Here is a 24,602-nt window from a genome sequence, read left to right as displayed (position 1 = left end):
TTGCGCAATCGGATTGACAGATGATAAGATGAACGTTATGTGAGAATAGGTAAAAGCAGCATGGTTGCTTTGTAGTCGGGAGGAAAACCGTGAGTAAACGAGATTTTTATGAAGTATTAGGTGTTAGTGAGAATGCTTCTGAAGACGAAGTGAAAAAAGCATATCGAAAATTAGCTCGCAAATACCACCCTGATGTAAATAAAGAAGAGGGTGCCGAGTCAAAATTTAAAGAAGTGAAAGAAGCGTATGATACGTTAAGCGACCCACAAAAGAAAGCACATTATGATCAATTTGGGCACACTGATCCAAACCAAGGCTTTGGTGGAGCAGGTGCTGGTGATTTTGGTGGCTTTAGCGATATTTTTGACATGTTCTTTGGTGGTCAAGGTGGCGGGAGAAGAAATCCAAACGCACCAAGACAAGGGAACGATCTCCAATATACGATGACGTTGGACTTTAAAGAGGCTGTCTTCGGAAAAGAAACGGAAATTGAGATTCCGAGAGACGAAAATTGTGAAACTTGTGATGGGTCCGGAGCAAAGCCGGGAACGAAACCAGAGACATGTTCACACTGTAAAGGCTCAGGTCAATTAAATGTTGAACAAAACACGCCATTTGGCCGTGTTGTGAACCGTCGCGTATGTAACCATTGTGAAGGTTCAGGAAAAATTATTAAAGATAAATGTAATACGTGTCACGGTAAAGGAAAAGTTCGTAAGAAGAAAACAATAAATGTAAAAGTACCTGCAGGGATTGATAATGGTCAACAACTTCGTGTATCTGGTCAAGGAGAAGCAGGCACGAACGGTGGTCCAGCAGGCGACCTTTATGTGGTTTTCCAAGTGAGAGAGCACGAGTTCTTTGAACGAGATGGAGAGGATGTATATTGTGAAGTCCCTCTAACATTCCCTCAAGTTGCATTAGGGGATGAGATTGAAGTACCAACGTTAACGGGCAAGATTAAATTAAAAATCCCAGCTGGAACACAAACTGGAACAAACTTTAGGTTAAAAGGAAAAGGTGTGCCAAATGTTCATGGCCGTGGTCAAGGAGACCAACACGTTCAAGTACGCGTTGTTACACCGAAAAACCTAAACGAAAATGAAAAAGAATTAATGAGAGAATTCGCTGGCATGAGTGGTGGGCGACCAGAAGAGCAAAATGATGGCTTTTTTGATAAGTTGCGTCGAGCTTTTAAAGGTGATTAATGAGATGAGTAGTGAAGTGAAGGAGCAATTCCTTTTCTTCACTTCTTTTACGAGTGCATAGGAAAAGGTGGACAAAATAATGAAATGGGCAGAATTCTTCGTACATACAACACAAGAAGCAGTCGAACCAGTATCAAATATTCTTCATGAAGCAGGTGCAGCAGGCGTTGCAATTGAAGATCCAAAAGATTTAGTAACGGAATGGAGCGTTAAGTTCGGTGAAGTCTATGAATTGAATCCGGATGATTATCCGGAAGAGGGTGTAATGGTCAAAGCCTATTTTCCAATGAATGATCAATTCCATAAGACGATTGCTGAAGTAGAAGATAAAATTCAAGGCCTCGTCACGTTCGACATTAATATTGGTAATGGAACAACTGGTTATGTAGAAGTCAACGATGATGACTGGGCAAACGCGTGGAAAAAGTATTATCACCCGGTAAACGTCACCGATCAGATTGTCATTGTGCCGACTTGGGAAGACTATGAAAAGAAAGAACATGAAATGATTATCGAACTTGATCCTGGGATGGCTTTTGGAACGGGTACGCATCCAACAACCATTCTCTCTTTACAAGCGATTGAAAAGATCGTAAAAATAGGCGATGCAGTTATTGATGTCGGCACTGGTTCTGGCGTTTTAGCTCTTGCAGCATGGAAGCTTGGTGCACGCACGATCCATGCGTATGACTTAGATGATGTTGCTGTAACAAGTGCTCGAGAGAACTTTAAGCTGAATAACGCTGAACATTCGATAGAAATATCGCAAAATGATTTATTGACAGGGATTCAGGAACATACGGCTGATCTCGTTGTTGCAAATATTTTAGCGGAAGTGATTGTGACATTTACAGAAGACGCATTTCATGTTGTGAAACCTGGCGGAACGTTTATTACGTCTGGCATTATTGAGCGCAAAGAACAACTAGTAAAAGAATCGATTGAACAAGCTGGCTTTATGATTGACTCCATTCAACGTCAAGAAGGTTGGGTTGCCATCATAGCGAAAAAGCCTAGTGAATGAGGTGACGTATGCAGCGCTATTTTATAGCAGATGAGCAAATGAGCGATACGGCTGTAACAGTAATTGGTGAAGATGCCCAGCATATTAGAAAAGTCATGCGTATGTCTGTAGGCGATCACATCGTATGTGTGAACACCCGCAGTCGCTCAGTGGTCGTTAAGCTGACGGCAGTTTCAGAAGCGAGCGTAGATGGAGAAATTCTTTACGATGAAGAAAACCGAACGGATATGCCTGTTCAAGTGACTCTCGCGCAAGGCTTGCCAAAAGGTGATAAATTTGAATACATTATTCAAAAAGCAACGGAATTAGGTGTGTACACAATCATCCCTTTTCTTGCGGAACGGTCTATTGTAAAATGGGATGAGAAAAAAATGCAAAAAAAGCTCACTCGCTTTGAAAAAATTGCAAAAGAAGCCGCTGAGCAATCGCATCGCTCTTCCATTCCGCAAATTGAAGCGCCATTAGATGGACAAGCGCTCGTCAGCCGTGTCAATCTGTACGATGCTTGTCTCGTTTGTGATGAAGAAGAAGCAAAGCAAGGCGAAAAAAGTCAGCTAAAGCAAATGTTTGAAACGTTAAAACCAGGTTCACGTTTATTAATTATCGTTGGCCCAGAGGGCGGGTTATCTCGCTCTGAAGTCACGAAATTAACAAATGCTCAAGCACGAACGTGTAGCTTAGGTCCGAGAATTTTGAGAACTGAAACAGCAAGCTTGTATGTTTTAGCTGCACTTTCTTATCAAGTAGAAATATGAGGTGAAACAAATGTCAACCGTTGCCTTTCATACATTAGGTTGTAAAGTAAATCATTATGAAACAGAAGCTATTTGGCAGCTGTTTAAACAAGATGGATACGAAAAAGTAGAGTATGAAGAAACCGCAGATGTCTATGTCATTAATACATGTACGGTTACAAATACAGGTGATAAAAAAAGCCGACAAGTCATTCGTCGAGCTATTCGAAAAAACCCTGACGCGGTTATTTGTGTAACGGGATGTTATGCACAAACATCGCCAGCGGAAATTATGGCCATTCCGGGTGTGGATGTTGTTGTCGGTACACAAGATCGCCCTAAAATGCTTGGCTACATCGAGCAATTTAAAAAAGAACGGCAGCCAATTAACGGAGTTGGCAATATCATGAAAACGAGAGTGTATGAAGAGTTAGATGTCCCTTCATTTACTGATCGCACGCGAGCTTCCTTGAAAATTCAAGAAGGCTGTAACAATTTCTGCACATTTTGTATTATTCCTTGGGCAAGAGGCTTAATGCGATCTCGTGACCCGGAAGAAGTGGTACGTCAAGCGCAGCAGCTTGTTGATGCTGGATATAAGGAAATTGTTTTAACGGGTATTCACACAGGTGGATATGGCGAAGATTTAAAAGATTATAGTCTTGCACGTCTGTTGGAAGATTTAGAAACCGTAAAAGGTCTTAAACGCATTCGAATTTCGTCGATTGAAGCAAGTCAGTTAACAGATGAAGTGATTGCGGTGATTGGCAAGTCCAATAAAATTGTACGTCATATGCATGTTCCGCTTCAATCAGGTTCTGACACGGTATTAAAACGTATGCGTCGTAAATATACAATGGCGGCATTTGCAGAACGTATTACGAAATTAAAAGCGGTTTTGCCACGACTAGCGATTACTTCTGACGTCATTGTAGGGTTCCCTGGTGAAACAGAAGAAGAATTCCAAGAAACCTATAATTTTATCGCTGAGCATAAGTTTAGCGAACTTCATGTATTCCCTTATTCAATGAGAACCGGCACGCCAGCTGCTCGTATGACCGATCAGGTTGAAGAAGGCGTAAAAAATGACCGTGTTCATCGCTTAATTGAGCTTTCAAATCAGTTGGCAAAAGAGTATGCTTCGTCATTTGAAAACGAAGTGCTCGAAGTCATTCCAGAAGAGCGTGATAAAGACAATCCAGAGAGTGGTTTGTTCATAGGTTATACGGACAATTACTTAAAAGTAAAAGTTCCAGTTGATGAAAAAATGGTCGGTGAAATTGTTCGGGTGAAAATGACAGAAGCTGGTTATCCTTACAACAAAGGTCAGTTTGTACGTGTAGTAACGGAAGAAGAGCAACTGATATCGCAAGCGAACTAACGAACATTTGAAAAGGAGGGGAGCTATTAATCATTAGCGTCCTCTTTTTTCTGAATGAAAGATATGCGCATTTCATGTTATGATAATGAACGAGAAAGGATGAATGAACATGGCTAAAGATATAGCACGCTACATTGACCATACTTTATTGAAAGCAGATGTAAAACGGGAGCAAATTTATCAACTTTGTCAAGAAGCAAAGGAATATCAATTTGCGTCTGTTTGCATCAATCCATATTGGGTGCAGGAAGCTGCGAAAGCGTTACAAGCAGAAGAGAATGTAAAAGTTTGTACAGTAATTGGATTTCCACTAGGGCAGTCAGCGACCGAAACTAAGAAATTTGAAACAGAAATGGCGATTAAACATGGTGCTGAAGAAATTGACATGGTCATAAACATCGGCGCTTTAAAAGATGGGGACTATGAAGTTGTCCAAAAAGATATTGAAGCTGTTGTTGCAGCGGCAAAAGGAAAAGCACTCGTAAAAGTGATTATCGAGACGTGTCTACTGACAGATGAAGAAAAAACGGTGGCATGTGAGCGTTCTGTAAAAGCTGGAGCAGATTTTGTTAAAACATCAACTGGTTTTTCAACTGGTGGTGCAACAATTGAAGACGTGAAGCTTATGCGTCAAACCGTTGGCGATCAAGTCGGTGTCAAAGCTTCTGGAGGCGTAAGAAATCTTAAAGATTTAGAAGCGATGGTTGAAGCAGGGGCTACGCGTATTGGTGCAAGTTCAGGCGTTGAGATTGTTAAAGGCTTGGAAGGACAAGCAAGCTATTAAAAAAGCTGGGGATCCCCAGCTTTTTTTGTTTTAAAATAACGTGTCAATAAACTTCTTTTCGTCTTCGGATAATGATACTTCGACACTTTTAGCATTATCCAACAACTGTTCAGCTCGTTTTGCTCCCGGTATAATGATGTCAATTTCCGGTCTTGCCAAATACCATGCAAGCACGACGTGTGCGGTGTCAACATTATGTTTTTTAGCGATTGGTTTTAGCTGGTTTACTTTTTCAATGTTTTGTTTAAATTTGGTTCCTTGGAAATGGCCTTGATGGTTTCGTAAATCACCTTCTGGAAATACCGTATCAACCGTATACTTGCCGGCTAATAAACCTGATACAAGGGGGAAATATGGAATGAAAGATATATTGTGGTCTCTCATATAAGGGAACAAATCTTTTTCTGCTTCACGATTCAATAAATTGTATTCACCTTGAAATACATCAACATAGCCATCAGCATTTGCATCTTTCAGTTGTTCAATCGAAAAGTTAGAAACACCAATTGAGCGAATTTTTCCTGCTTGCTTTAATTCTTGCAATGCTGCTACAGCATCACGTTTTGAAGTGTTATCATCCGGAAAGTGAATGTAAAACAAATCAATATAAGACGTGTTTAAGCGTTTTAGTGCTGAATTTACCGACTCGTTAAGAAACGCTGGAGAATTATCAAATACGTAGTCGTCTCCGCTTTTTTTGTGAGCTGCTTTTGTAGCAATCACAACATCTTCACGCTTAAATTCTTGGAGTACTTCACCGATAAGCTCTTCTGAGCGCCCTTCGCCGTAAATGAATGCGGTATCAATGAAATTAACCCCATTTTTAATTCCTTGGCGTACAAGATCTTTTCCTTTTTCTTCGTCAAGATCCGGATATAAATTATGGCCACCAACTGCATTTGCACCTAAACCAATAGGGAATACCTTTATCCCTGAGTTTCCTAATTCTTGTGTACTCATTTTGCATTTCCTCCTTATAGATCTAGTGCGTACTCTTTTAGTTTAACGGTCTTTTTCTAATCGTGCAAAAAATTGAACAAAACGTGCAAACGATCCAGCAAAAGGAAGAACGAGAAGCGAACAAACAACATTATAAATCGTACTTGCATGGGCTAGTTGTACACTAGGACTCTCGCTTAATAAAGAAGAGAAGTGGGCGAGAAATTCTATAAAAGGATAAAAAAGCACAGCCCCGAGCAGATTTAACCATATATGTGCATGAGCAACAAGCCTAGCTGTTTTACCAGCGCCGATGCTTGCGATGTAGGCAGTGAAGCATGTGCCAATATTTGCACCTAGCATAATTGCAACACCTGATTCACTCGTTAAGCTTAATCCTTCAATAAAACTCATTGCAATGCCAATCGTGGCTGTGCTTGATTGAATAATTGTCGTCACAATAGCACCGACAGAAATGCCCGCTAAATAATGATCATTCGTCCACTGAAAAAAGTACTCTGTTACAGGAAGCGTTCGCAATGGTTCCGCAAGTGTCTCTAATCCATTCATCGATAAAAAAATACAACCGATCCCAAATGTGACGCACCCAATTATGTAAAGAGAAGATCGAGTGAAAAGTAAGCAAATAAACCCTATTGCAATAAGGGGAAGCGCAAAGTCGGTTACATTAAACGCGATTAATTCTAACGTGAAGCACGAACCGATATTTGCTCCGAGGATGACGCCAATGGAATGTGTAAATTTCATTAGGCTTGCGGCAACAAGGCCAACTAGTAAAACGGTCACAACAGAACTACTTTGAAAGAGCATTGTGATGAGAATGCCGACAATAAGCCCTTTAAAAGGTGAATCAGTAGTTTTTAATAGTATGGTCTTTATCTTTGTTGTTCCTACTTGTAAAAGTCCAGAACGTAAGATGTAGATGCCAAACAAAAATAAAGCGATAAACACGATTAATAATGAGAGGAATTCCTTTACCAAGCTTGTCACCACCTTGTCTTTAACACTATATGGGTTCAAGGTTAGGAGCATGTCTATTTTCTATAGGCAGCAATGGATATTGTGACTTTTTAGTTGACCGAAAACACCGACTGTATTATACTTATAGGAGACGTGTCATAAGCACGTATTGAGTTTGGTTGTTTTCGGAGGGAGGGAAATAGAATGGCAGAAACTCGTGTTCGCAAAAACGAATCGATTGATGCTGCACTTCGTCGCTTTAAGAGATCGCTCTCTAAAGAAGGAACGTTAGCTGAGGTTAAGAAACGTAAACACTTCGAAAAGCCAAGTGTGAAGCGTAAAAAGAAATCAGAAGCAGCTAGAAAACGTAAGTTCTAGTTTTTATTAGGAGAGGATGATTTCACTTGACTCTTCTTGAGAGGTTAAACCTGGACATGAAGACAGCGATGAAAAATAAGGAAAAAGAAACACTTTCCGTCATTCGCATGGTGAAGTCCTCGTTGCAAAATGAGCAAATTAAGCTCGGACGTGAGCTTACTGACGATGAAAGCATGACTGTGCTTAATCGAGAAGTGAAGCAGCGTAAAGAATCCCTCCATGAATTTAAACAAGCGAATCGTGAAGATTTAGCGTTGAAGCAAGAAGAAGAACTTGCTTTGCTCCAACGATATATGCCTAAACAATTATCAGATGAAGAATTGGAAACGATTGTGAGCGAAACGATTACTGAGGTAGGTGCTTCTTCCAAAGCCGATATGGGCAGAGTGATGAGTGCCATTATGCCAAAAGTAAAAGGGAAAGCTGACGGTGGTTCTGTCAATCGTCTTGTAGCAAAGCGGTTAACTTAACTTTTGTTTGATAAACCTCTGTTTTTTAAAAAAACAGAGGTTTTTTAGCGTTTAATTTGGATTTGGAAAATACACGTGATAAAATTTAATAAAGATGAAACTTTTTACGCTCTTAGATCGTAGAAGCGTGTAGAAGGGGATGGAGGGATGATTCTAACGTGAACAAGTGGTTAAAGGTCGCATTTGTTGCGTATTTGCTTGCTTTTTTGCTGATGCCGTTACAAATGATTGTCGAAGCTGATACCGCTAGTGATACAAAACTATACGTCATTCCAGTTGAACAAACTGTTGAAAGAGGACTTGAAGCATTTTTAGAGCGTTCATTTGAAGAAGCTGAGGAAGAAAATGCAGATCATATTATCCTCGATATTGATACACCGGGTGGCGCAGTTGATGCAGCTGGTCACATTGCGAATATCATCAACAGTACAGATATTCCCGTAACCGCTTATATCAATAGTGAGGCGATTTCGGCTGGTGCTTATATTGCGCTAAACGCAGATCAGATTGTGATGGTTCCAAATGGCCAAATTGGTTCAGCCGGAGTGATCGATGGATCTGGAAATGCAGCGAATGAAAAAGCACAATCCTTATGGGTCAGTAGAATGAAAACCGCAGCTGAAGAGAATGGACCAGATGGTGGGCGCGATCCTGCTTATGCTGAAGCGATGTCAAATGCTGATTTTGATGTTGAAGGGTTCCCCTCTGGATATTTGACTTTAAATGCTGACCAGGCGCTAGAGGTCGGATATGCAGACGCGATTGAACAAAATCTAGAAGGTGTTGTAGACTTTCTTGGCTACGACTCAGATGATGTCGAATTGGTTTATTCAGAAGTTAGTTTCGCTGAACAAATTGCTCGCTTCGTGACAAACCCGGTCGTTATTCCAATTCTATTAACAATTGGTAGCCTTGGATTAATTATGGAGTTGTTTTCGCCAGGGTTTGGTATACCTGGTATTATGGGGGGTTCATCGCTACTCTTATTCTTTTTTGGTCATATGGTAGCAGGTTTTGCAGGCTGGGAATCACTGATTCTAGTTATTATTGGAGCGGTACTTATTGGTGTTGAAATGCTTGCGCCAGGCTTTGGTATATTTGGAATACTCGGTATCGGTTTGGTCATTGGTGGTTTGTTTATGGCTTCATTCTCAACAACTGTTATGGTTATTTCTATAGCAATTGCGCTCTTCATTTCGATTGCTGCGGCCATCATTTTATTTGTGTTCTTTGGTGATCGAGGACCTTGGAAAAAACTCGTCCTTCAAGCACAGACGAAAACGGAAGAAGGGTATTTGTCTAAGGAAACGAATCACGACCTTGTAGGTTCAACCGGAAAAGCGTTAAGTGATTTGCGGCCAGCAGGAATTGCGCTAATTAACGATGAGCGCCTTGACGTTGTGTCTGAAGGAAGCTATATTGGACGAGGGAGTAAGCTCAAGGTTGTCTATACATCAGGCGCAAGAATTGTTGTTAGAGAAATTGAGCAAAATGATTAAAGGAAAAGGGAGGAAATAACAAATGGATGACGGAATGATTATCACACTCATTATTGTTGCGGCTGCCATTATCCTATTGGCAATTTTATTCACATTTGTGCCAGTAGCACTATGGATTTCAGCAATTGCAGCAGGGGTTAAAATTGGTATTTTTGAGCTAGTAGGGATGAGGTTAAGACGAGTCGTTCCTGCTCGCGTTGTAAACCCGCTCATTAAAGCGGTAAAAGCAGGAATTGATCTTGATTCTTCAAGATTAGAAGGACATTACTTAGCAGGTGGTAATGTTGACCGAGTTGTAAATGCGTTAATCGCAGCACAGCGAGCGAATATTGAACTTTCATTTGAAAGAGCGGCAGCGATCGACCTTGCTGGTCGTGACGTGCTTGAAGCCGTTCAAATGAGTGTAAACCCTAAGGTAATTGAAACGCCGTTTATTGCTGGTGTAGCGATGGACGGGATTGAAGTGAAAGCAAAAGCAAGAATTACTGTTCGTGCAAACATTGACCGGTTAGTCGGTGGTGCTGGTGAAGATACAATTATTGCTCGTGTCGGTGAAGGGATTGTTTCTACAATCGGTTCTCAACAAGATCACAAAAAAGTTCTTGAAAATCCAGATATGATTTCACAAACTGTTTTAACAAAAGGTTTAGATTCAGGTACTGCTTTTGAAATCTTATCGATTGATATCGCAGACATTGATATCGGCAAAAACATCGGTGCAGAACTACAAACCGACCAAGCTGAAGCAGATAAGAAAATCGCTCAAGCAAAAGCGGAAGAACGTCGTGCAATGGCAGTAGCGCAAGAGCAAGAAATGAGAGCTCGTGTTGAAGAAATGCGCGCGAAAGTTGTGGAAGCAGAAGCAGAAGTTCCAATGGCGCTTTCTGAAGCTTTACGAAATGGACATATGGGTGTCATGGACTACATGAACTACCAAAATGTTATGGCTGACACGGATATGAGAGACTCTATCAGTAAATCTTCTAAAGGTGACAGCGATATGTTCCCGGAAAACGATCCAAGAAACAAGAATAATTAAGAGAACCTCTTAGCATATGATTTTTGGCTTGACCATTTAAAAGGAGGGGATACTGGATGTCAGAGTTTATTCAATTTATTTTGGCGAATCCTCTTATCTTAATTATTATTGTTGGTATATTGGTTAGTTCCTTATCGAAATTAGGGCAATCAAGTCAGCAACAAGAGGAGCGTCAAGGGAGCGAGCGTCAGCAGGGCCAACACCCTCAGCAGAGACAGCAACCCCAATCGCAACCTCAAAGGCAACAACCAGTTGAGCGACGACAAAAAGAAGTTCGGTGGGAGGATTATTTCCCTAATGAATCTGCACCTCCTGAGCAAGCGTATGAGCCTGTTCGTGAAACACAAAGCCAAACGGATGAGTCTAGCTCATCCCGTTCGCAGCATGAATTGTATGAACGGCATCGTGAAGCGCGTCGTAAGGTGAAAGAGCTTAAAGACCAAGCTGCTCCAGTCGTTGCCATTGCAACAGAAACCAATCAGTCACAATCAAATGGCGATTTGAATATGGATTTCAAAAACGTCTCTAGAAAGAAAATGATGGAAGCTGTTGTCTGGTCTGAGGTGCTCGGTCCTCCTAAAAGTAGGAACCGTGGTCCGAGAGGGCGCATGTCTCGTTAAGTAAAAGACAATTTATATAAGTATGTTAAGCGTAGTACCTTCGATGGTGCTACGCTTTTTTTATTTAGAAGAAGCACGTTTTAACAGGCGATTCGCTTCATTTTTTGTGCTAAGGCAAGGGTTATGCTCATACAATTTATAGGAGGAGGGCTGCTTTATGAATCGTTTAACGAACCGTATAAAAAAATGGGTAACTGAACAAATGCAGCTTCCGGCTGACGTCATGATGGACTTACCTCGAATTACGATGATCGGACAGCTACATATATATATCGAAAACCACCGTGGTGTTTTGCAATTTTCAACGACCGAATTACGGTTGCTTTTAAAAGAAGGTCAACTGCTTGTGACAGGGGATCAATTTGTTTTGAAAACGATTTTACCTGAAGAGCTACTGTTAGAAGGACGAATTGATAAAGTGACGTTCATTCAGAAAGAGGAGTAAAAAGGAGTGAAAAGGAATGCGTAATGGGTTTGTCAATCTTATAGGTGGTGTTGTAACAGCAGAATTATCAGGACCTTATCCCGAACAAATGCTAAATCGTTGTATTAAACAGGGGATTCATATTTGGGATGTGACAGTATCGGAAGTGGGTAGTGTTCAATTTAAAATGCAGTTAAAACATGTTCATCGCATGCGGAAATTTCTCAGAAAAACCGATCTTACTTTATGTTTTAAAGAACGAGAAGGGCTGCCTTTTTTGGTTAAAAAAATGCGTGTGCGTGCAGGATTTGTCACTGGTATTGTCGCCTTTATAGTTGGGTTTATACTTCTTTCAAACATCGTTTGGGGGTACTCCATTGAAGGGGCTTCCCCTCAAGTAGAACAAAAGCTGGAAGAAGCCATTGAAGAATTAGGAGTGAAACGAGGGGAGTTCATTTTTCAGCTACCAAAGCCGAACGTTATTCAAGCGTACGTGACAGATCGAGTGGATGAAGCAACTTGGATTGGTGTGCGTCGAAAAGGGACGAACTATGAGTTTGAAGTCGTGGAACAAGTGCGCCAATTAGAGCCAGAAATTTTAAGTCCGAGACATCTTGTTGCCTCAAAAAAAGCTGTTATTCGATCCATGTTTGTAGAAGATGGTACAGCACTAAAACATACGAATGATGTAGTGGAAAAAGGGGACTTGCTTGTTTCAGGTTTTATTGGTGTTGAAGGGAATGAACAAACAATTCCTGCAAAGGCATCAGTAAAAGGTGAAATATGGTATACTTCAACTGTAAGTATGCCTTTAACGCAAACGTATCGCTCATTAACAGGAGATCAAAAAAACAAATACCATTTAACGGTAGGAGATGTTTCGATTCCATTTTGGAATTTTACGGCACCAAAGTATGATGCACATCAAACGTTTAGAAGAGAAAGTGATTATTCTATTTTTGGGTATCGACTGCCACTTCAAATTACGGTTGATGAACAGCGCGAAACGCTACTATTTGAAAGAACTTATGAAAAAGCAGAAGCGATTGAAGTCTTGAAAAACCAAGCCAAATTTGATTTAAAACAGGACTTGCCTGATGATGCACAAATTATTGGCGAACAAGTTTTGCATGAAACAGTTGAAAGTGATAAAGTTTCATTAACGATTCATTACCAAGTTCTAGAAGAGATCACTCAAGAAAAACCAATTATTCAAGGAGACTGAGGCGATTGTCAGAAACATCATTGATTCAACTAAACTTAAAAGATGCCCAATTAGCACAAGCACTATATGGACCGAATGATTTACATTTAAAAAGAATTGAAGAAGAATTATCCATTGAGCTTGTTACTCGGGGTGAAGATATTCTCATTACAGGTGAGAAAAAACAAATTGAACGAGCAGCGGCAATTATTGAAACGCTTATTACAATTGTAGAACAGTATACGAAGTTGTCAGAACAAGATGTGTTTTATGCGATCCAACTTGAAAAAGAAGGAAAGCTAGATGAATTAAATGACTTGTATGACGAGAATATTGCTACGACTGTAAAAGGAAAAGCCATCCGTGCAAAGACATTAGGCCAGCGACATTATGTTTCCATGATAAAAAAACATGATATGGTGTTTGGTGTAGGTCCTGCGGGAACAGGAAAAACGTATTTAGCCGTTGTTTCGGCGGTTTCAGCATTAAAGGATGGCAAAGTGAACCGGATTGTTTTAACTCGACCGGCTGTAGAAGCAGGAGAAAGTTTAGGGTTTTTACCAGGAGACCTTAAAGAAAAAGTTGACCCGTATTTACGACCGATTTATGATGCCCTCCACGATGTTTTAGGAGTCGAACATACGACTAGACTAATGGAAAGAGGAACGATCGAAGTTGCTCCTTTAGCTTATATGCGTGGTAGAACACTCGATGATTCATTTGTTATTCTCGATGAAGCGCAAAACACAACGGAAGAGCAAATTAAAATGTTTATTACTAGACTAGGATTCGGTTCAAAAATGGTTATTAATGGAGATATTACACAAATTGATTTACCTAAAGGAAAAAGATCCGGATTACAAGTGGCGCTTCGCAAATTGAAATCAGTAAAGGGTATTGGATTTGTATACCTTCAAGCTTCTGATGTCGTTCGTCATGTGCTTGTTCAGCGCATTCTTTATGCGTATGAAAAGGAAGAGCAAGCTGACGAAAAGTGAGTGTGTAGAGCCTAGTGAGGTGACTATATGTGGAAGAGGATAAGCCTAAAGTATCGGCCCCGAGAAAGTGGTGGCAAAAAATAAAACAACAGCCGTATATACGTACAGTCATTTTTACAATACTTGGCTTTATTATGTACGGCTTAATGTTGGACAACATCATACCTGAGCAGTTAGAAGTAAACTTGTCTGAGCCTGCTGAACAAGATATTCGAGCCCCGATGACTGTTGAGAACCGAGTGGCAACAGAACAAAGGCGAACAGAGGCTGTAAGTTCTGTTGAAAGCCAGATGCGTCATAATCAACATTATGAAGAAGATCGCGTTCAGCAAGTGAATGATATTTTTACGATAATTCGTCTCGTACGTGAACAGGAAGCTTCGGATGAAGAGGATGAAGCTGCATCAGTCTCTGATCAAATTGACGACATACGTGCCGATTTGTCGGCTTCCACAAACGCAGATTTACCAGATGAAGCGCTGGAAGTTTTAATCACGGCGTCTGATTTTCAGTTTCAGTCTGCCCACGAAGCAGCGGTTAACACCGTGCATGAAATAATGAGCCAGCCGATAAAAGTTGGCGATTTACAAGAAGCGAAGCAAGAAGCTGAAGAGCAAATTCTAGAAGTCACAAGCCTCTCGCAAGAAGTTCGTGATTCCATTATTGACGTGGTTGATTTAGCGATTGTATTTAATGTGACGTATGATTCGGAAGCCACGCAACGGTTAAGGCAAGAAGCGGCTGATTCAGTTGATCCTGTTTTAATACGTGAAGGGGAGCTAATTGTTAAAGAAGGCGACTTAGTTACATATGAAATGTATGAACAACTTCGTTTAGTCGGTTTACTTGACGAAGCCACAATTATTTTCCCGTACATTGGACTTGCTTTGTTTGTTGTGCTTTTAGTCGGTATGTTGACGTTTTTCTTAAATGATTCAAATACGTCTGTTGCAACAAACAATTCGCATTTACTAATGTTTTCAATTGTGTTTACCGTTATTTTGGTGCTAATGAAACTGTATAGTTATCTTGAAACCGTTATATCGGTTCCGGGAATTGGCTATGCCGTTCCAGCCGCAGCAGGAGCGATGCTGTTAACGCTTTTGCTTCATCCAAAAATAGCGATTGTGACCAGCTTTTTATTTGCGATCATAGGTAGTGTCTTCTATAATCATGATTCATCAAGTACATTTGCTTTCGTTTACGGCTTCTATATTTTAGTGGGATCGCTGACAGGGATTTATTTCTTAAATCAATCAAATAAAGCAACGCGCATCTTAAAAGCTGGCTTTTTTGTTTTATGTGCAAACAGTTTGACTGTTGTCGCTTTGCTTTTGATGAAAAGTATTTACTTAAACTGGGTTGAATTAGGCTTTTACTTTTTAGCTGCATTTTTAGCTGCATTTGTTGCATCTGTTTTAACAATTGGGTTATTACCGTTTATTGAAACGGGTTTTGGCGTATTGTCAACGGCTCGTTTAATTGAATTGTCTAATCCAAATCATCCGTTATTGCGAAAAATTTTAACAGAAGCACCAGGAACCTATCACCATAGCGTAATTGTAGGAAATCTAGCAGAAGCAGCGTGCGAAACATTAGGTGAAAACGGATTGCTTGCAAGGGTTGGCGCCTATTATCATGATCTTGGAAAAACGCGAAGACCGCGATTTTTTATTGAAAATCAATTAAAAGGCGATAACCCTCATGATAAAATTTCACCTCAGTTAAGCAAAACCATTATTATCTCTCACCCTTATGATGGTGCAAATTTGTTAAAACAACATAAAATGCCACGAGAAATTGTTGATATTGCTGAGCAACATCATGGTACAAGCTTGTTGAAGTTTTTCTATTACAAAGCAAAGCAAGACGATGATAAGCAGCATATTCCGGAAATACAGTTCCGATACCCAGGGCCAAAACCGCAAACGAAGGTGACGTCGATTATTTCCATTGCAGATAGTGTCGAAGCGGCAGTTCGTTCAATGCAAAAGCCGACACCGGATAAAGTGGAGCAATTAGTTGATAAGATTATTAAAGATAAGTTAGAGGATGGGCAATTTGACGAGTCAGATTTAACGTTAAAAGAGTTAAATCAGATTAAATTATCCATGTGCGAGACATTAAATGGCACATTTCATCAGCGTATTGAATATCCTGATGATGACTAAAAAGGAGTAAAGTGATGATTGAGATTGACATAGTCGATGAGACAGAAACATTAACAGAAGAGCAAACAAAGCTTGTTCACGAGATTCTTTTGGCAGCCGGGGACACAGAACATGTCCAAGCAGATTCGGAACTATCCGTTACGTTCGTAACGGAGGCGGCGATTCATGAATTGAATTTGGAACATCGTGGCATTGACCGATCAACAGATGTACTGTCATTTGCGTTAAACGATGGCGAACAAGAGTATGAACAAATGGAAGGTATGCCGAATTTGTTAGGAGATATTATCGTTTCGATCTCCCATATTCAGCGCCAAGCCGAAGAATATAACCATTCATTTGAACGTGAGCTCGCATTTTTAGTTGTACATGGCTTTTTGCATCTGCTCGGCTATGATCATCAATCGTCAGATGAAGAAAGGGAAATGTTTACTAAACAAGAGGAGATTTTAGAATCCTATGGCATTGGAAGATCGAAACCGTAGAGGGGTCAAACGTTTAATTCGTTCATTCAACTTTGCAATTTCGGGTCTTGGGTATGTAATAAAAAATGAACAAAACATGCAGATTCACTTAATAAGCACAATAGTCATTTGCGGACTTGCTTGGTTTTTTTCCGTGACTGCCATGGAGTGGGTGGTATTATTACTGGTCATGGGAGGCGTATTAACTGCGGAAACGTTAAATACGGCGATTGAACGAACGGTAGATCTAGTGACAGAAGAGTACCATCCTTTTGCAAAACGAGCGAAAGATATTGGTGCAGCAAGTGTTTTTATCTTTTGTGTGATAGCGGTTATAATAGGGTTAATTATCTTTGTACCCTATTTACTATCAATGTTTCGTTAAGGAGGAGTTTAAATGGAAAAAGCAGCACTTATTGAACAAGCAGTTGAAGCAAGAGAACAAGCATATGTTCCTTACTCCTCATTTAAAGTAGGAGCAGCCTTATTATTAGCCGATGGCACAGTCGTAAAAGGCGCAAATATTGAAAATGCAGCCTATAGTTTAGCGAATTGTGCAGAAAGAACGGCGCTATTTAAAGCATATGAGCCAGGTCATGCTCCATTTCAAGCATTAGCAGTTGCGGCAGATACACCGAATCCTGTATCGCCGTGCGGTGCATGTAGACAAGTATTGGCTGAATTATGTGAACCAACAATGCCTGTATATTTAAGTAATCTTAATGGGGATTGGCAAGAAACAACAATTGAAGCATTATTACCAGGTTTTTTTAAAGCGGAGGATATGAATGAATCAAAAAGAAACATTTAAATCAGGTTTTGTCTCTATTATCGGCAGACCGAACGTTGGGAAATCGACGTTGTTAAACAGAGTCATTGGGCAAAAAATTGCCATTATGTCGGACAAGCCTCAAACAACAAGAAATAAAGTTCAAGGTGTTCTTACAACAAATGACGCACAAGTCGTCTTTATCGATACACCAGGCATTCACAAGCCGAAACATCGCCTTGGCGATTTTATGATGAAAGTTGCGACAAACACATTACGAGAAGTAGATTTAATCTTATATGTTATTGATGCTGATGCTAAGTTTGGACCTGGAGAACAATATATTATTGATCGCTTAAAAGATACAAAAACACCTGTCTTTTTGATCGTTAATAAAATTGATAAAGTAACGAAAGACGCTCTTCTCGAAATTATTGATGCCTATCGTGATCGTTATGACTTTGAAGAAGTTGTGCCGGTTTCTGCATTAGAAGGTGACAATGTAGGGACAATGATGAATCAAATTATGGGTCATCTTGAAGAGGGGCCGCAATATTACCCGAGCGATCAAGTAACCGATCATCCAGAACGCTTTATTGTTGCGGAGCTTATTCGGGAAAAAGCATTACACGTAACGAAGGAAGAAATCCCGCATTCCCTGGCGGTCGTCATTGAACAAATGAAGAGAAGAGACAATGGGAAAGTTTACGTTGGCGCAACCATTATTGTGGAGCGGTCTTCACAAAAAGGGATCATTATTGGCAAACATGGCTCAATGTTGAAAGATATTGGCCAAAAAGCAAGGGTGGATATCGAGGCGTTACTCGGCTCAGGCGTCTTTTTAGAGCTATGGGTTAAAGTTCAAAAAGACTGGCGCAATCGTCCCTCGCAGCTTCGAGATTACGGATTTAACGAAGACGAATATTAGAATATTAAATGGAAACAATGGTTCAAACTGGGTGTTGGACCATTGTTTTTTGTTATACAAAAAGATATGATAATGACAGATGAGAATCGTAAAAAAATAAAAAGTCAAGCTCTGCTAATTAACAATATTTCCATCGGATGAGTATAGTAAGTTTAGGTCATCATACTTCATAAGAACGATTGAGAGGAGTTGTAAAACAGTGCTTGTTCTATCTTGGAAAGTTTTTTCACAGACGGGAAACATTGAAACTTATTTACTCCACAAGGAATTGGAGAGAGATAATGACATGGACGAGGGAGAAGTAGTACCCTCAGATGACCAGGTGGACCCTACTCTTTCTTAATAGCAGAGACTTGCTGTAAGGATTTAATATGCTAATAAAAGAAGAAGGAATTATTTTAAAAACAATTGATTATGGTGAATCGAACAAAATTGCAACCGTACTTACGAAAGATCATGGCAAAATAACACTTATGGCTAAAGGGGCGAAAAAGCCAAATAGTCGTTATGCTGCCGTTATGCAACCATTTGTTCATGGTTCATTTGTCTATTTTAAAGGCAATGGGTTACCGACCATTAGTCAAGGTGAGATTATAAAATCGTTTAAGCATGTGCATTTTGATCTATTTAAAGCTTCCTATGCTGCTTATATAACAGAGTTAATTGATAAATTAACGGAAGAACGCAAACCTTATTTATTTTTATTTGATTGGCTCTATCTCTCAATCGAACAGGTTGACAAAGGGCAAGATCCAGAAATCATTGCGAGAATTATTGATTTAAAAATGCTCTCAATAGCAGGTGCAAAGCCGAATATAGACGGCTGTGCAAGTTGTCGATCAGTTGAAAGAGACCCAGTCGTATTTTCTTTAACATTTGCTGGTTTCTTATGTGGAGTTTGCGCTCCTCGTGATGAACGTGCGTTTCCCCTTACGTTGTCAATGGTAAAATTGATTCGAACCCTTTATTATGTGGACTTAAATAAAGTAGGGGCGATTTCAATTAAGCGAGAAACAAAAGCGCGTTTAGCTCAAATCATTTCTTCCTACTACCAAGAATATGTCGGCGTCACATTAAAGTCGCAGCGGTTTATTGATCAATTAAAGAAAGTAGATCCCGATCATTTTAAGGTTGACGATGCGAAGGAATAAAGGTAAAATAATGGAACATGACTAAAATGCAGTGATAAGAGAAAAAGTATGTTCAGTTATTGGTTTCTAGCGACTTCAGAATGGTGTGAGCTGAAGAACCAAGAACGTGCAAGGCACTCTTTAGCATAAGACCGTATAAAGTGATTAAACACGATTGTGTTTAATAAGTAGGGTGGAACCGCGGGTAACTCTCGTCCCTATGCCGTAATGGCATGTGGATTGAGGGTTTTTTGTTTTTTGAAAAATAGGAGGTATAGTATGAATATTCAAAATATGATCTTAACATTGCAATCATATTGGGCGAAGCAAAATTGTATTATTATGAACGCTTACGACACGGAAAAAGGTGCTGGAACGATGAGTCCGCATACGTTATTAAGAACCATTGGACCTGAGCCATGGAACGTTGCTTATGTAGAGCCATCGAGACGACCAGCTGATGGACGCTATGGAGAAAACCCGAACCGTCTATATCAACACCATCAGTTCCAAGTCATTATGAAACCATCGCCGAATAACATTCAAGAATTATATCTCGAAAGTCTAAAAGCGCTTGGAATTAACCCGCTTGAACATGATATTCGTTTTGTAGAAGATAATTGGGAAAATCCGACACTAGGATGTGCTGGACTTGGATGGGAAGTTTGGCTAGACGGAATGGAAATTACACAATTTACGTACTTCCAGCAAGTTGGCGGAATGGAAGCTTCTCCCGTGTCTGCAGAAATCACGTATGGAATCGAACGTTTAGCTACGTATATTCAGGAAAAAGAAAACGTGTTTGATCTTGAATGGGTAGAAGGCTTCACATATGGTGATATTTTCTTACAACCAGAATTCGAACACTCCACATACACGTTTGAAGTGTCAGATAGTGAGATGTTATTTAACTTGTTCAATACGTATGAGAAAGAAGCAACGAGAGCTTTAGACCGTAACTTAGTGTTTCCTTCGTATGATTATATTTTGAAGTGTTCCCACGTGTTTAATTTATTAGATGCTCGTGGTGCGATTTCTGTAACGGAACGAACGGGTTATATTGGACGCGTGCGTACGCTAGCGAGAAAAGCTGCAAAACAGTATTACGAAGAACGTGAAAAACTTGGATTTCCAATGTTGAAGAAAAAGGAGGCAAACTAATGGCGACAACACCATTTCTCCTGGAAATAGGATTAGAAGAATTGCCAGCAAGGTTCGTGACAGAAGCCATTGTTCAACTTGAAGAGAAGGTGCAGCATTGGTTAGCTGATCAAAAACTTACTTACGAGCGAACGGAACGTTTCTCAACCCCTCGACGATTAGCCATTTTGGTTCACGGTTTGGCTGATAAGCAAGAGGATTCTGTCGTAAAAGCAAAAGGCCCTGCAAAAAAAATTGCGCAAGATGAAGAAGGGAACTGGACAAAGGCAGCACTTGGCTTCGCTAAGTCGCAAAAAATTGAGCCAGATGCGTTAACGATCGAAGCGTATAACGGTGTTGAATATGTATATGCAACATCTTTTTCAGAAGGAAAGCATACCGTTGACATTCTCCCACAAATGGAGTCGTTAATAACAAGTCTTAACTTCCCGAAAAGAATGAAATGGCATACGTACGATTTACGATATGCTCGTCCAATACGATGGATTGTAGCGTTGTTTGGAGAAGCGGTTGTTCCAATTGCACTAACAGACGTGACGTCAGGTCGTACAACAAGAGGACACCGTTTTCTAGGTGAATCTAGTATTGACATTTCATCTCCTAACAACTATGAAAATCAAATGCTTGAGCACTATGTCGTGGTAGATGCTGAAAAAAGAAAAAGCGCCATTCGCTCACAGTTAGCGGAATTGGAAGCGACGAATGAGTGGGTTATTCCAGTAAATGAAGATCTTTTGGAAGAAGTCAATAATTTAATTGAATACCCGACTGCCCTAAGTGGTGGATTTGAAGAAACGTATTTAACGTTACCGAAAGAAGTGTTGATTACAACCATGCGCGAACATCAGCGCTATTTTCCGGTCGAATCAAAAACAGGTGAATTATTACCTCATTTCGTCACAGTGCGGAACGGAAATGAAGAACATCTTGAAAATGTTTCTAAAGGGAATGAAAAAGTGTTACGTGGTCGTCTAGCAGATGCTGCATTTTTCTACGAAGAAGATCAAAAGCTATCAATTGATCAGTGGAACCAAAAGCTGAAAAATGTTGTGTTTCATGAGTCAATTGGTACGATTGCGGAAAAAGTTAGTCGGACACAAGAACTGGCTATTTGGCTAGCAGAAAAAGAACAAGTACCAGTAGAACAAATAGAGTTTGTGAAGCGAGCAGCAACCATTTCTAAATTTGATCTTGTTACGAACATGGTAGGGGAATTTCCAGAGTTGCAAGGTCGAATGGGTCAAGATTATGCGGAAAAAGCAAACGAAGACAATCGTGTAGCGCTTGCGATTCGTGAGCAATATTTACCGCGTTTTTCGCACGATACGTTGCCAAGTTCAACAATCGGTGGCATTTTGTCTTTAGCAGATAAAATTGACACTGTGTTATCGTGCTTTGCGATTGGTCTCATTCCTACAGGTTCCCAAGATCCATATGCGTTAAGAAGGCAAGCGAACGGGGTCGTTCAAATTTTACTTGATCGAAAATCAGCCACTTCAATAGATACGATCATTGATTATTGGGTAAATACATTGAGTCAAAAAGGATTTATGACGGCTAATGTCGAATCTACAAAAGAAGAAGCAGTACAATTCTTTTTAAGCCGCTTTAAACATTTAATGAATGAGGCTGGCTACCGGTATGATGTTGTAGATGCAGTGTTAGCTGCACCTCTAGTCGATGTATATTCAATGTTTGCAAAAGCAGAAGCGATTGGACAACAGCTTAATCAACCTGAGTTTAAAAAAGCTGTCGAAGCATTGAGTCGAGTAACAAACCTTGCTCAAAAGGCGGAAACAGATACAATCATTGATGAAGCGCTGTTTGAAAATGATGTTGAAGCAAAGTTGTTGGCAGCAATCGTTGAAGTGGAAATGAGTTTAGCGCAAGCGTGGACACGACATGACGCGTTTGCAGCTTATCACCTTTTAGCGGCTTGCCAAGAGCCGATTCATGCATTCTTTGAACACACAATGGTTATGGTAGACGATCCAGCAATTCGATCGAATCGTCTAGCATTATTAAAAAGGTTAGCTCGTTCGATTCATTCATATGCTGATTTTCAGCAAATTGTCTTTTCTTCGTAACTAGTGTTCAGGTTAGAGAGGTGAGTCCCAATCGAACTTTCAAATAGACAGCAACAAATCATTGATATTGTCAAAGAAAATGGACCGATTACAGGAGAGCACATTGCGGAGCGTTTGTCTTTAACAAGGGCAACACTCCGCCCTGATTTAGCTATTCTAACGATGTCTGGCTTTCTTGATGCTAGACCACGAGTTGGTTATTTTTATACAGGGAAAACGGATTCTCCTGTTCTTTCAGATGAAATCCAAAAAATTAAAGTCCATCATTATCAATCAAGACCCGTTATTGTAGAACAATCAACTTCTGTTTATGAAGCGATTTGTACGATGTTCCTTGAAGACTGCGGGACATTGTTTATCGTTGATAAGCACACAACGTTAGTAGGGGTTGTCTCTCGAAAAGATTTGCTCCGAGCAAGCATGGGTGGACAAGCAATTGAAACCATTCCAGTTAGTATTATTATGACGCGAATGCCGAATATTACAGTCTGTGAAAAAGAGGACTCAATAATTGAAGTCGCTCATAAACTCATTTCAAGGCAAATTGATGGAATTCCGATTGTGAAAAAAGTTGATGTCGGCTCTGGATTTGAAGTCATTGGGCGAATCACAAAAACAAATATGACTTCTTTGTTAGTAGATTTAGCTAAGAATGAAGGAACATAAGGAGGGCTGTTCTTCATGAGTCAAACGGAACGCTTAATTGTTTACATTGTGTCAGATTCAGTTGGTGAAACTGCTGAACTAGTTGTGAAAGCGGCAGTTAGTCAATTTAATGGATCGAATGTAGAAATTCGCCGCATTCCTTATGTAGAGGATAAAGGAACGATTCAAGAAGTCGTACAAATCGCGAAAAAAGCGAAGGCGTTAATTGCATTTACGCTTGTTGTTCCAGAGATTAAAGATTATTTACTGCAAACAGCAAAAGAAGCAAATGTTGAAACCGTTGATATTATTGGTCCTGTATTAGGGAAGATTAATCAATTAACGAATGAACAACCACGGTATGAACCAGGTCTAATTTATCGATTGGACGAAGATTATTTCAGAAAAGTTGAAGCGATCGAATTTGCTGTTAAATATGATGATGGCCGAGACCCTAGAGGAATTATTTTGGCAGATGTTGTCTTGATTGGCGTATCAAGAACGTCAAAGACGCCTCTTTCTCAATATTTAGCTCACAAACGATTAAAAGTGGCGAACGTCCCCCTTGTGCCGGAAGTGGAACCGCCGGAAGAACTATTCAAAATCTCATCTAAAAAATGTATTGGCTTACGTATTAGCCCAGAAAAGCTAAATAGCATACGAACTGAGCGTTTGAAAGCATTAGGATTGAAGTCTGAAGCGAACTACGCAAATATAAACCGCATTAAACAAGAATTGGATTATGCGCAAGAAGTGATGGAGCGGGTAAACTGTCCAGTGATTGATGTGTCAAATAAAGCGGTAGAAGAAACAGCGAATTTAATCTCCAATATGTTCCAAAAGCATTAATTGGAAACTGTTTACTGTTCAAAAAGCTTGTTTTAAAGTATAATTGCCAATTGGGACTCTAAATTTGCTGATTTGATGTATAAAAAGGCTAGAGATCAAATAAATTTAAAAAGTCAAGACTTTTTCTTGTTTTTTTGGTAATGATAGTAAAGAAGACGAAATAAATTAGGGTTTTCGACAGGTTCTTGTTTTTTTCGTCAAATAAGAAGGAGATCAAGCCATAAATGTTGAATGGTTACGTATGAGTTCAACGGTATATGTTGATGCAGATTCTTGTCCTGTTAAAGAAGAAATTATTACCCTTTGTGATCAATATCAAAAAGAATTGGTCTTTGTTTTTTCGTATGCACATAATATGGTCTTGCCCCAACAAGTCAAAACCGTACAAGTAGATGTAGATAAAGAAGCAGCGGATCTTTATTTACTCCAAACGGTAAGACGAGGCGACATATGCATATCTCAAGATCATGCCTTAGCTTCATTATTGATTATAAAAGGGACGATTGTGCTTTCTCCACGCGGTCATGTATATAAAGAAGAGGAAATGTCGAGCATGTTACAGTCTCGCTATGCTTCTCAAAAAGCTAGAAGAGCTGGAAAGAAGACAAAAGGTCCTCGGAAATTTACGACAGAAGATCGTGAGCAATTTGCACAGTCGCTTGAATACGCATTAAAACGTGACAACGATAGGAATGAAAAAGAATAGGTGATGGCG

General features: G+C 39.9%; 27 protein-coding genes. 25 read left to right on the top strand and 2 right to left on the bottom strand.

Going from position 1 to position 24,602, the window contains the following annotated elements; translation table 11 throughout:
* Positions 1–89 precede the first annotated feature (89 nt).
* The 5 genes from dnaJ (at position 90) to deoC (ending at position 5,131) form a co-directional block, all read left to right on the top strand.
* Positions 90–1,208 (top strand): molecular chaperone DnaJ, encoded by a 1,119-nt coding sequence (gene dnaJ / locus ACE1TH_RS08150; RefSeq protein ID WP_099300391.1) that lies wholly within the window; start codon positions 90–92, stop codon positions 1,206–1,208.
* A 79-nt stretch (positions 1,209–1,287) separates the two neighbouring features.
* The gene (gene prmA / locus ACE1TH_RS08145) at positions 1,288–2,232 is read left to right on the top strand and encodes a 50S ribosomal protein L11 methyltransferase (protein ID WP_255225065.1); all 945 of its coding nucleotides are present in this window, start codon (positions 1,288–1,290) and stop codon (positions 2,230–2,232) included.
* A gap of 8 nt (positions 2,233–2,240) precedes the next feature.
* On the top strand, positions 2,241–2,987 hold the full coding sequence (locus tag ACE1TH_RS08140; RefSeq protein WP_255225066.1) for a 16S rRNA (uracil(1498)-N(3))-methyltransferase: 747 nt from the start codon (positions 2,241–2,243) through the stop codon (positions 2,985–2,987).
* Positions 2,988–2,997: 10 nt separating this feature from the next.
* A complete protein-coding gene (gene mtaB, locus ACE1TH_RS08135; RefSeq protein ID WP_099300394.1) occupies positions 2,998–4,347 on the top strand; it encodes a tRNA (N(6)-L-threonylcarbamoyladenosine(37)-C(2))-methylthiotransferase MtaB in 1,350 nt (449 codons plus the stop codon).
* A gap of 109 nt (positions 4,348–4,456) precedes the next feature.
* Complete coding sequence (gene deoC / locus ACE1TH_RS08130) at positions 4,457–5,131, top strand: deoxyribose-phosphate aldolase (RefSeq protein ID WP_255225067.1); 675 nt, start codon at positions 4,457–4,459, stop codon at positions 5,129–5,131.
* Between the two features lie 30 nt (positions 5,132–5,161).
* Here the strand turns inward: deoC and ACE1TH_RS08125 are convergent, their stop codons facing one another.
* Together ACE1TH_RS08125 and ACE1TH_RS08120 are read right to left on the bottom strand one after the other, a co-directional pair.
* Positions 5,162–6,091 (bottom strand): aldo/keto reductase, encoded by a 930-nt coding sequence (locus ACE1TH_RS08125; protein ID WP_099300396.1) that lies wholly within the window; start codon positions 6,089–6,091, stop codon positions 5,162–5,164.
* Between the two features lie 42 nt (positions 6,092–6,133).
* Entirely contained in the window at positions 6,134–7,072 is a 939-nt protein-coding gene (locus tag ACE1TH_RS08120; protein WP_099300397.1) for a Na/Pi symporter, read from the bottom strand.
* A 183-nt stretch (positions 7,073–7,255) separates the two neighbouring features.
* Between ACE1TH_RS08120 and rpsU the strand changes: the two genes are divergently transcribed.
* The 20 genes from rpsU (at position 7,256) to ACE1TH_RS08020 (ending at position 24,593) form a co-directional block, all read left to right on the top strand.
* Entirely contained in the window at positions 7,256–7,429 is a 174-nt protein-coding gene (gene rpsU / locus ACE1TH_RS08115; RefSeq protein ID WP_035396344.1) for a 30S ribosomal protein S21, read from the top strand.
* Positions 7,430–7,455: 26 nt separating this feature from the next.
* Positions 7,456–7,899 (top strand): GatB/YqeY domain-containing protein, encoded by a 444-nt coding sequence (locus ACE1TH_RS08110; RefSeq protein ID WP_375078692.1) that lies wholly within the window; start codon positions 7,456–7,458, stop codon positions 7,897–7,899.
* A 158-nt stretch (positions 7,900–8,057) separates the two neighbouring features.
* Positions 8,058–9,398 (top strand): NfeD family protein, encoded by a 1,341-nt coding sequence (locus ACE1TH_RS08105; protein ID WP_375078691.1) that lies wholly within the window; start codon positions 8,058–8,060, stop codon positions 9,396–9,398.
* A gap of 22 nt (positions 9,399–9,420) precedes the next feature.
* Positions 9,421–10,437, top strand: coding sequence for a flotillin-like protein FloA (gene floA / locus ACE1TH_RS08100; protein ID WP_099300399.1), 1,017 nt, complete (start codon positions 9,421–9,423; stop codon positions 10,435–10,437).
* Positions 10,438–10,493: 56 nt separating this feature from the next.
* Entirely contained in the window at positions 10,494–11,057 is a 564-nt protein-coding gene (locus ACE1TH_RS08095) for a hypothetical protein (protein WP_375078690.1), read from the top strand.
* A 157-nt stretch (positions 11,058–11,214) separates the two neighbouring features.
* Entirely contained in the window at positions 11,215–11,502 is a 288-nt protein-coding gene (yqfC, locus tag ACE1TH_RS08090; RefSeq protein WP_099300401.1) for a sporulation protein YqfC, read from the top strand.
* Positions 11,503–11,518: 16 nt separating this feature from the next.
* Positions 11,519–12,706 carry a sporulation protein YqfD gene (yqfD, locus tag ACE1TH_RS08085; protein WP_099300402.1) on the top strand — a complete coding sequence of 396 codons (1,188 nt, stop codon included), beginning with the start codon at positions 11,519–11,521 and terminating at the stop codon, positions 12,704–12,706.
* A 5-nt stretch (positions 12,707–12,711) separates the two neighbouring features.
* Positions 12,712–13,683 carry a PhoH family protein gene (locus ACE1TH_RS08080; RefSeq protein WP_099300403.1) on the top strand — a complete coding sequence of 324 codons (972 nt, stop codon included), beginning with the start codon at positions 12,712–12,714 and terminating at the stop codon, positions 13,681–13,683.
* 29 nt (positions 13,684–13,712) lie between these two features.
* Positions 13,713–15,854, top strand: coding sequence for an HD family phosphohydrolase (locus ACE1TH_RS08075; protein WP_099300404.1), 2,142 nt, complete (start codon positions 13,713–13,715; stop codon positions 15,852–15,854).
* A gap of 11 nt (positions 15,855–15,865) precedes the next feature.
* Positions 15,866–16,339 carry an rRNA maturation RNase YbeY gene (ybeY, locus tag ACE1TH_RS08070; protein ID WP_375078689.1) on the top strand — a complete coding sequence of 158 codons (474 nt, stop codon included), beginning with the start codon at positions 15,866–15,868 and terminating at the stop codon, positions 16,337–16,339.
* On the top strand, positions 16,314–16,703 hold the full coding sequence (locus ACE1TH_RS08065) for a diacylglycerol kinase (protein ID WP_099300406.1): 390 nt from the start codon (positions 16,314–16,316) through the stop codon (positions 16,701–16,703). Before ybeY ends, ACE1TH_RS08065 begins: the two co-directional genes overlap by 26 nt.
* A 12-nt stretch (positions 16,704–16,715) precedes the next feature.
* Positions 16,716–17,129 carry a cytidine deaminase gene (locus ACE1TH_RS08060; RefSeq protein WP_099300407.1) on the top strand — a complete coding sequence of 138 codons (414 nt, stop codon included), beginning with the start codon at positions 16,716–16,718 and terminating at the stop codon, positions 17,127–17,129.
* Complete coding sequence (gene era, locus ACE1TH_RS08055; RefSeq protein ID WP_099300408.1) at positions 17,107–18,015, top strand: GTPase Era; 909 nt, start codon at positions 17,107–17,109, stop codon at positions 18,013–18,015. The genes ACE1TH_RS08060 and era overlap by 23 nt, the downstream gene beginning before the upstream one ends.
* Before the next feature lie 199 nt (positions 18,016–18,214).
* The gene (locus ACE1TH_RS08050) at positions 18,215–18,358 is read left to right on the top strand and encodes a YqzL family protein (protein ID WP_099300409.1); all 144 of its coding nucleotides are present in this window, start codon (positions 18,215–18,217) and stop codon (positions 18,356–18,358) included.
* 28 nt (positions 18,359–18,386) lie between these two features.
* Positions 18,387–19,166, top strand: a complete 780-nt coding sequence (recO, locus tag ACE1TH_RS08045) for a DNA repair protein RecO (RefSeq protein WP_099300410.1) — start codon at positions 18,387–18,389, stop codon at positions 19,164–19,166.
* A 258-nt stretch (positions 19,167–19,424) separates the two neighbouring features.
* Complete coding sequence (gene glyQ / locus ACE1TH_RS08040; RefSeq protein ID WP_099300411.1) at positions 19,425–20,306, top strand: glycine--tRNA ligase subunit alpha; 882 nt, start codon at positions 19,425–19,427, stop codon at positions 20,304–20,306.
* Positions 20,306–22,393: a glycine--tRNA ligase subunit beta gene (gene glyS, locus ACE1TH_RS08035; protein WP_375078688.1), complete on the top strand. Its 2,088-nt coding sequence runs from the start codon at positions 20,306–20,308 to the stop codon at positions 22,391–22,393. The genes glyQ and glyS overlap by 1 nt, the downstream gene beginning before the upstream one ends.
* Positions 22,394–22,423: 30 nt before the next feature.
* Entirely contained in the window at positions 22,424–23,059 is a 636-nt protein-coding gene (ccpN, locus tag ACE1TH_RS08030; RefSeq protein ID WP_099300413.1) for a transcriptional regulator CcpN, read from the top strand.
* Positions 23,060–23,074: 15 nt separating this feature from the next.
* Positions 23,075–23,887, top strand: a complete 813-nt coding sequence (locus ACE1TH_RS08025; RefSeq protein ID WP_099300414.1) for a pyruvate, water dikinase regulatory protein — start codon at positions 23,075–23,077, stop codon at positions 23,885–23,887.
* A gap of 241 nt (positions 23,888–24,128) precedes the next feature.
* The gene (locus tag ACE1TH_RS08020) at positions 24,129–24,593 is read left to right on the top strand and encodes a YaiI/YqxD family protein (protein WP_255225071.1); all 465 of its coding nucleotides are present in this window, start codon (positions 24,129–24,131) and stop codon (positions 24,591–24,593) included.
* Positions 24,594–24,602 lie beyond the last annotated feature (9 nt).

It is taken from the genome of Shouchella sp. JSM 1781072 (genome assembly GCF_041949915.1).
Taxonomy (GTDB): Bacteria; Bacillota; Bacilli; order Bacillales; family Bacillaceae_D; genus Shouchella.
The sequence above is the reverse complement of the archived record's forward strand: the minus strand, read 5'-3'. Positions and strand labels throughout refer to the sequence as shown.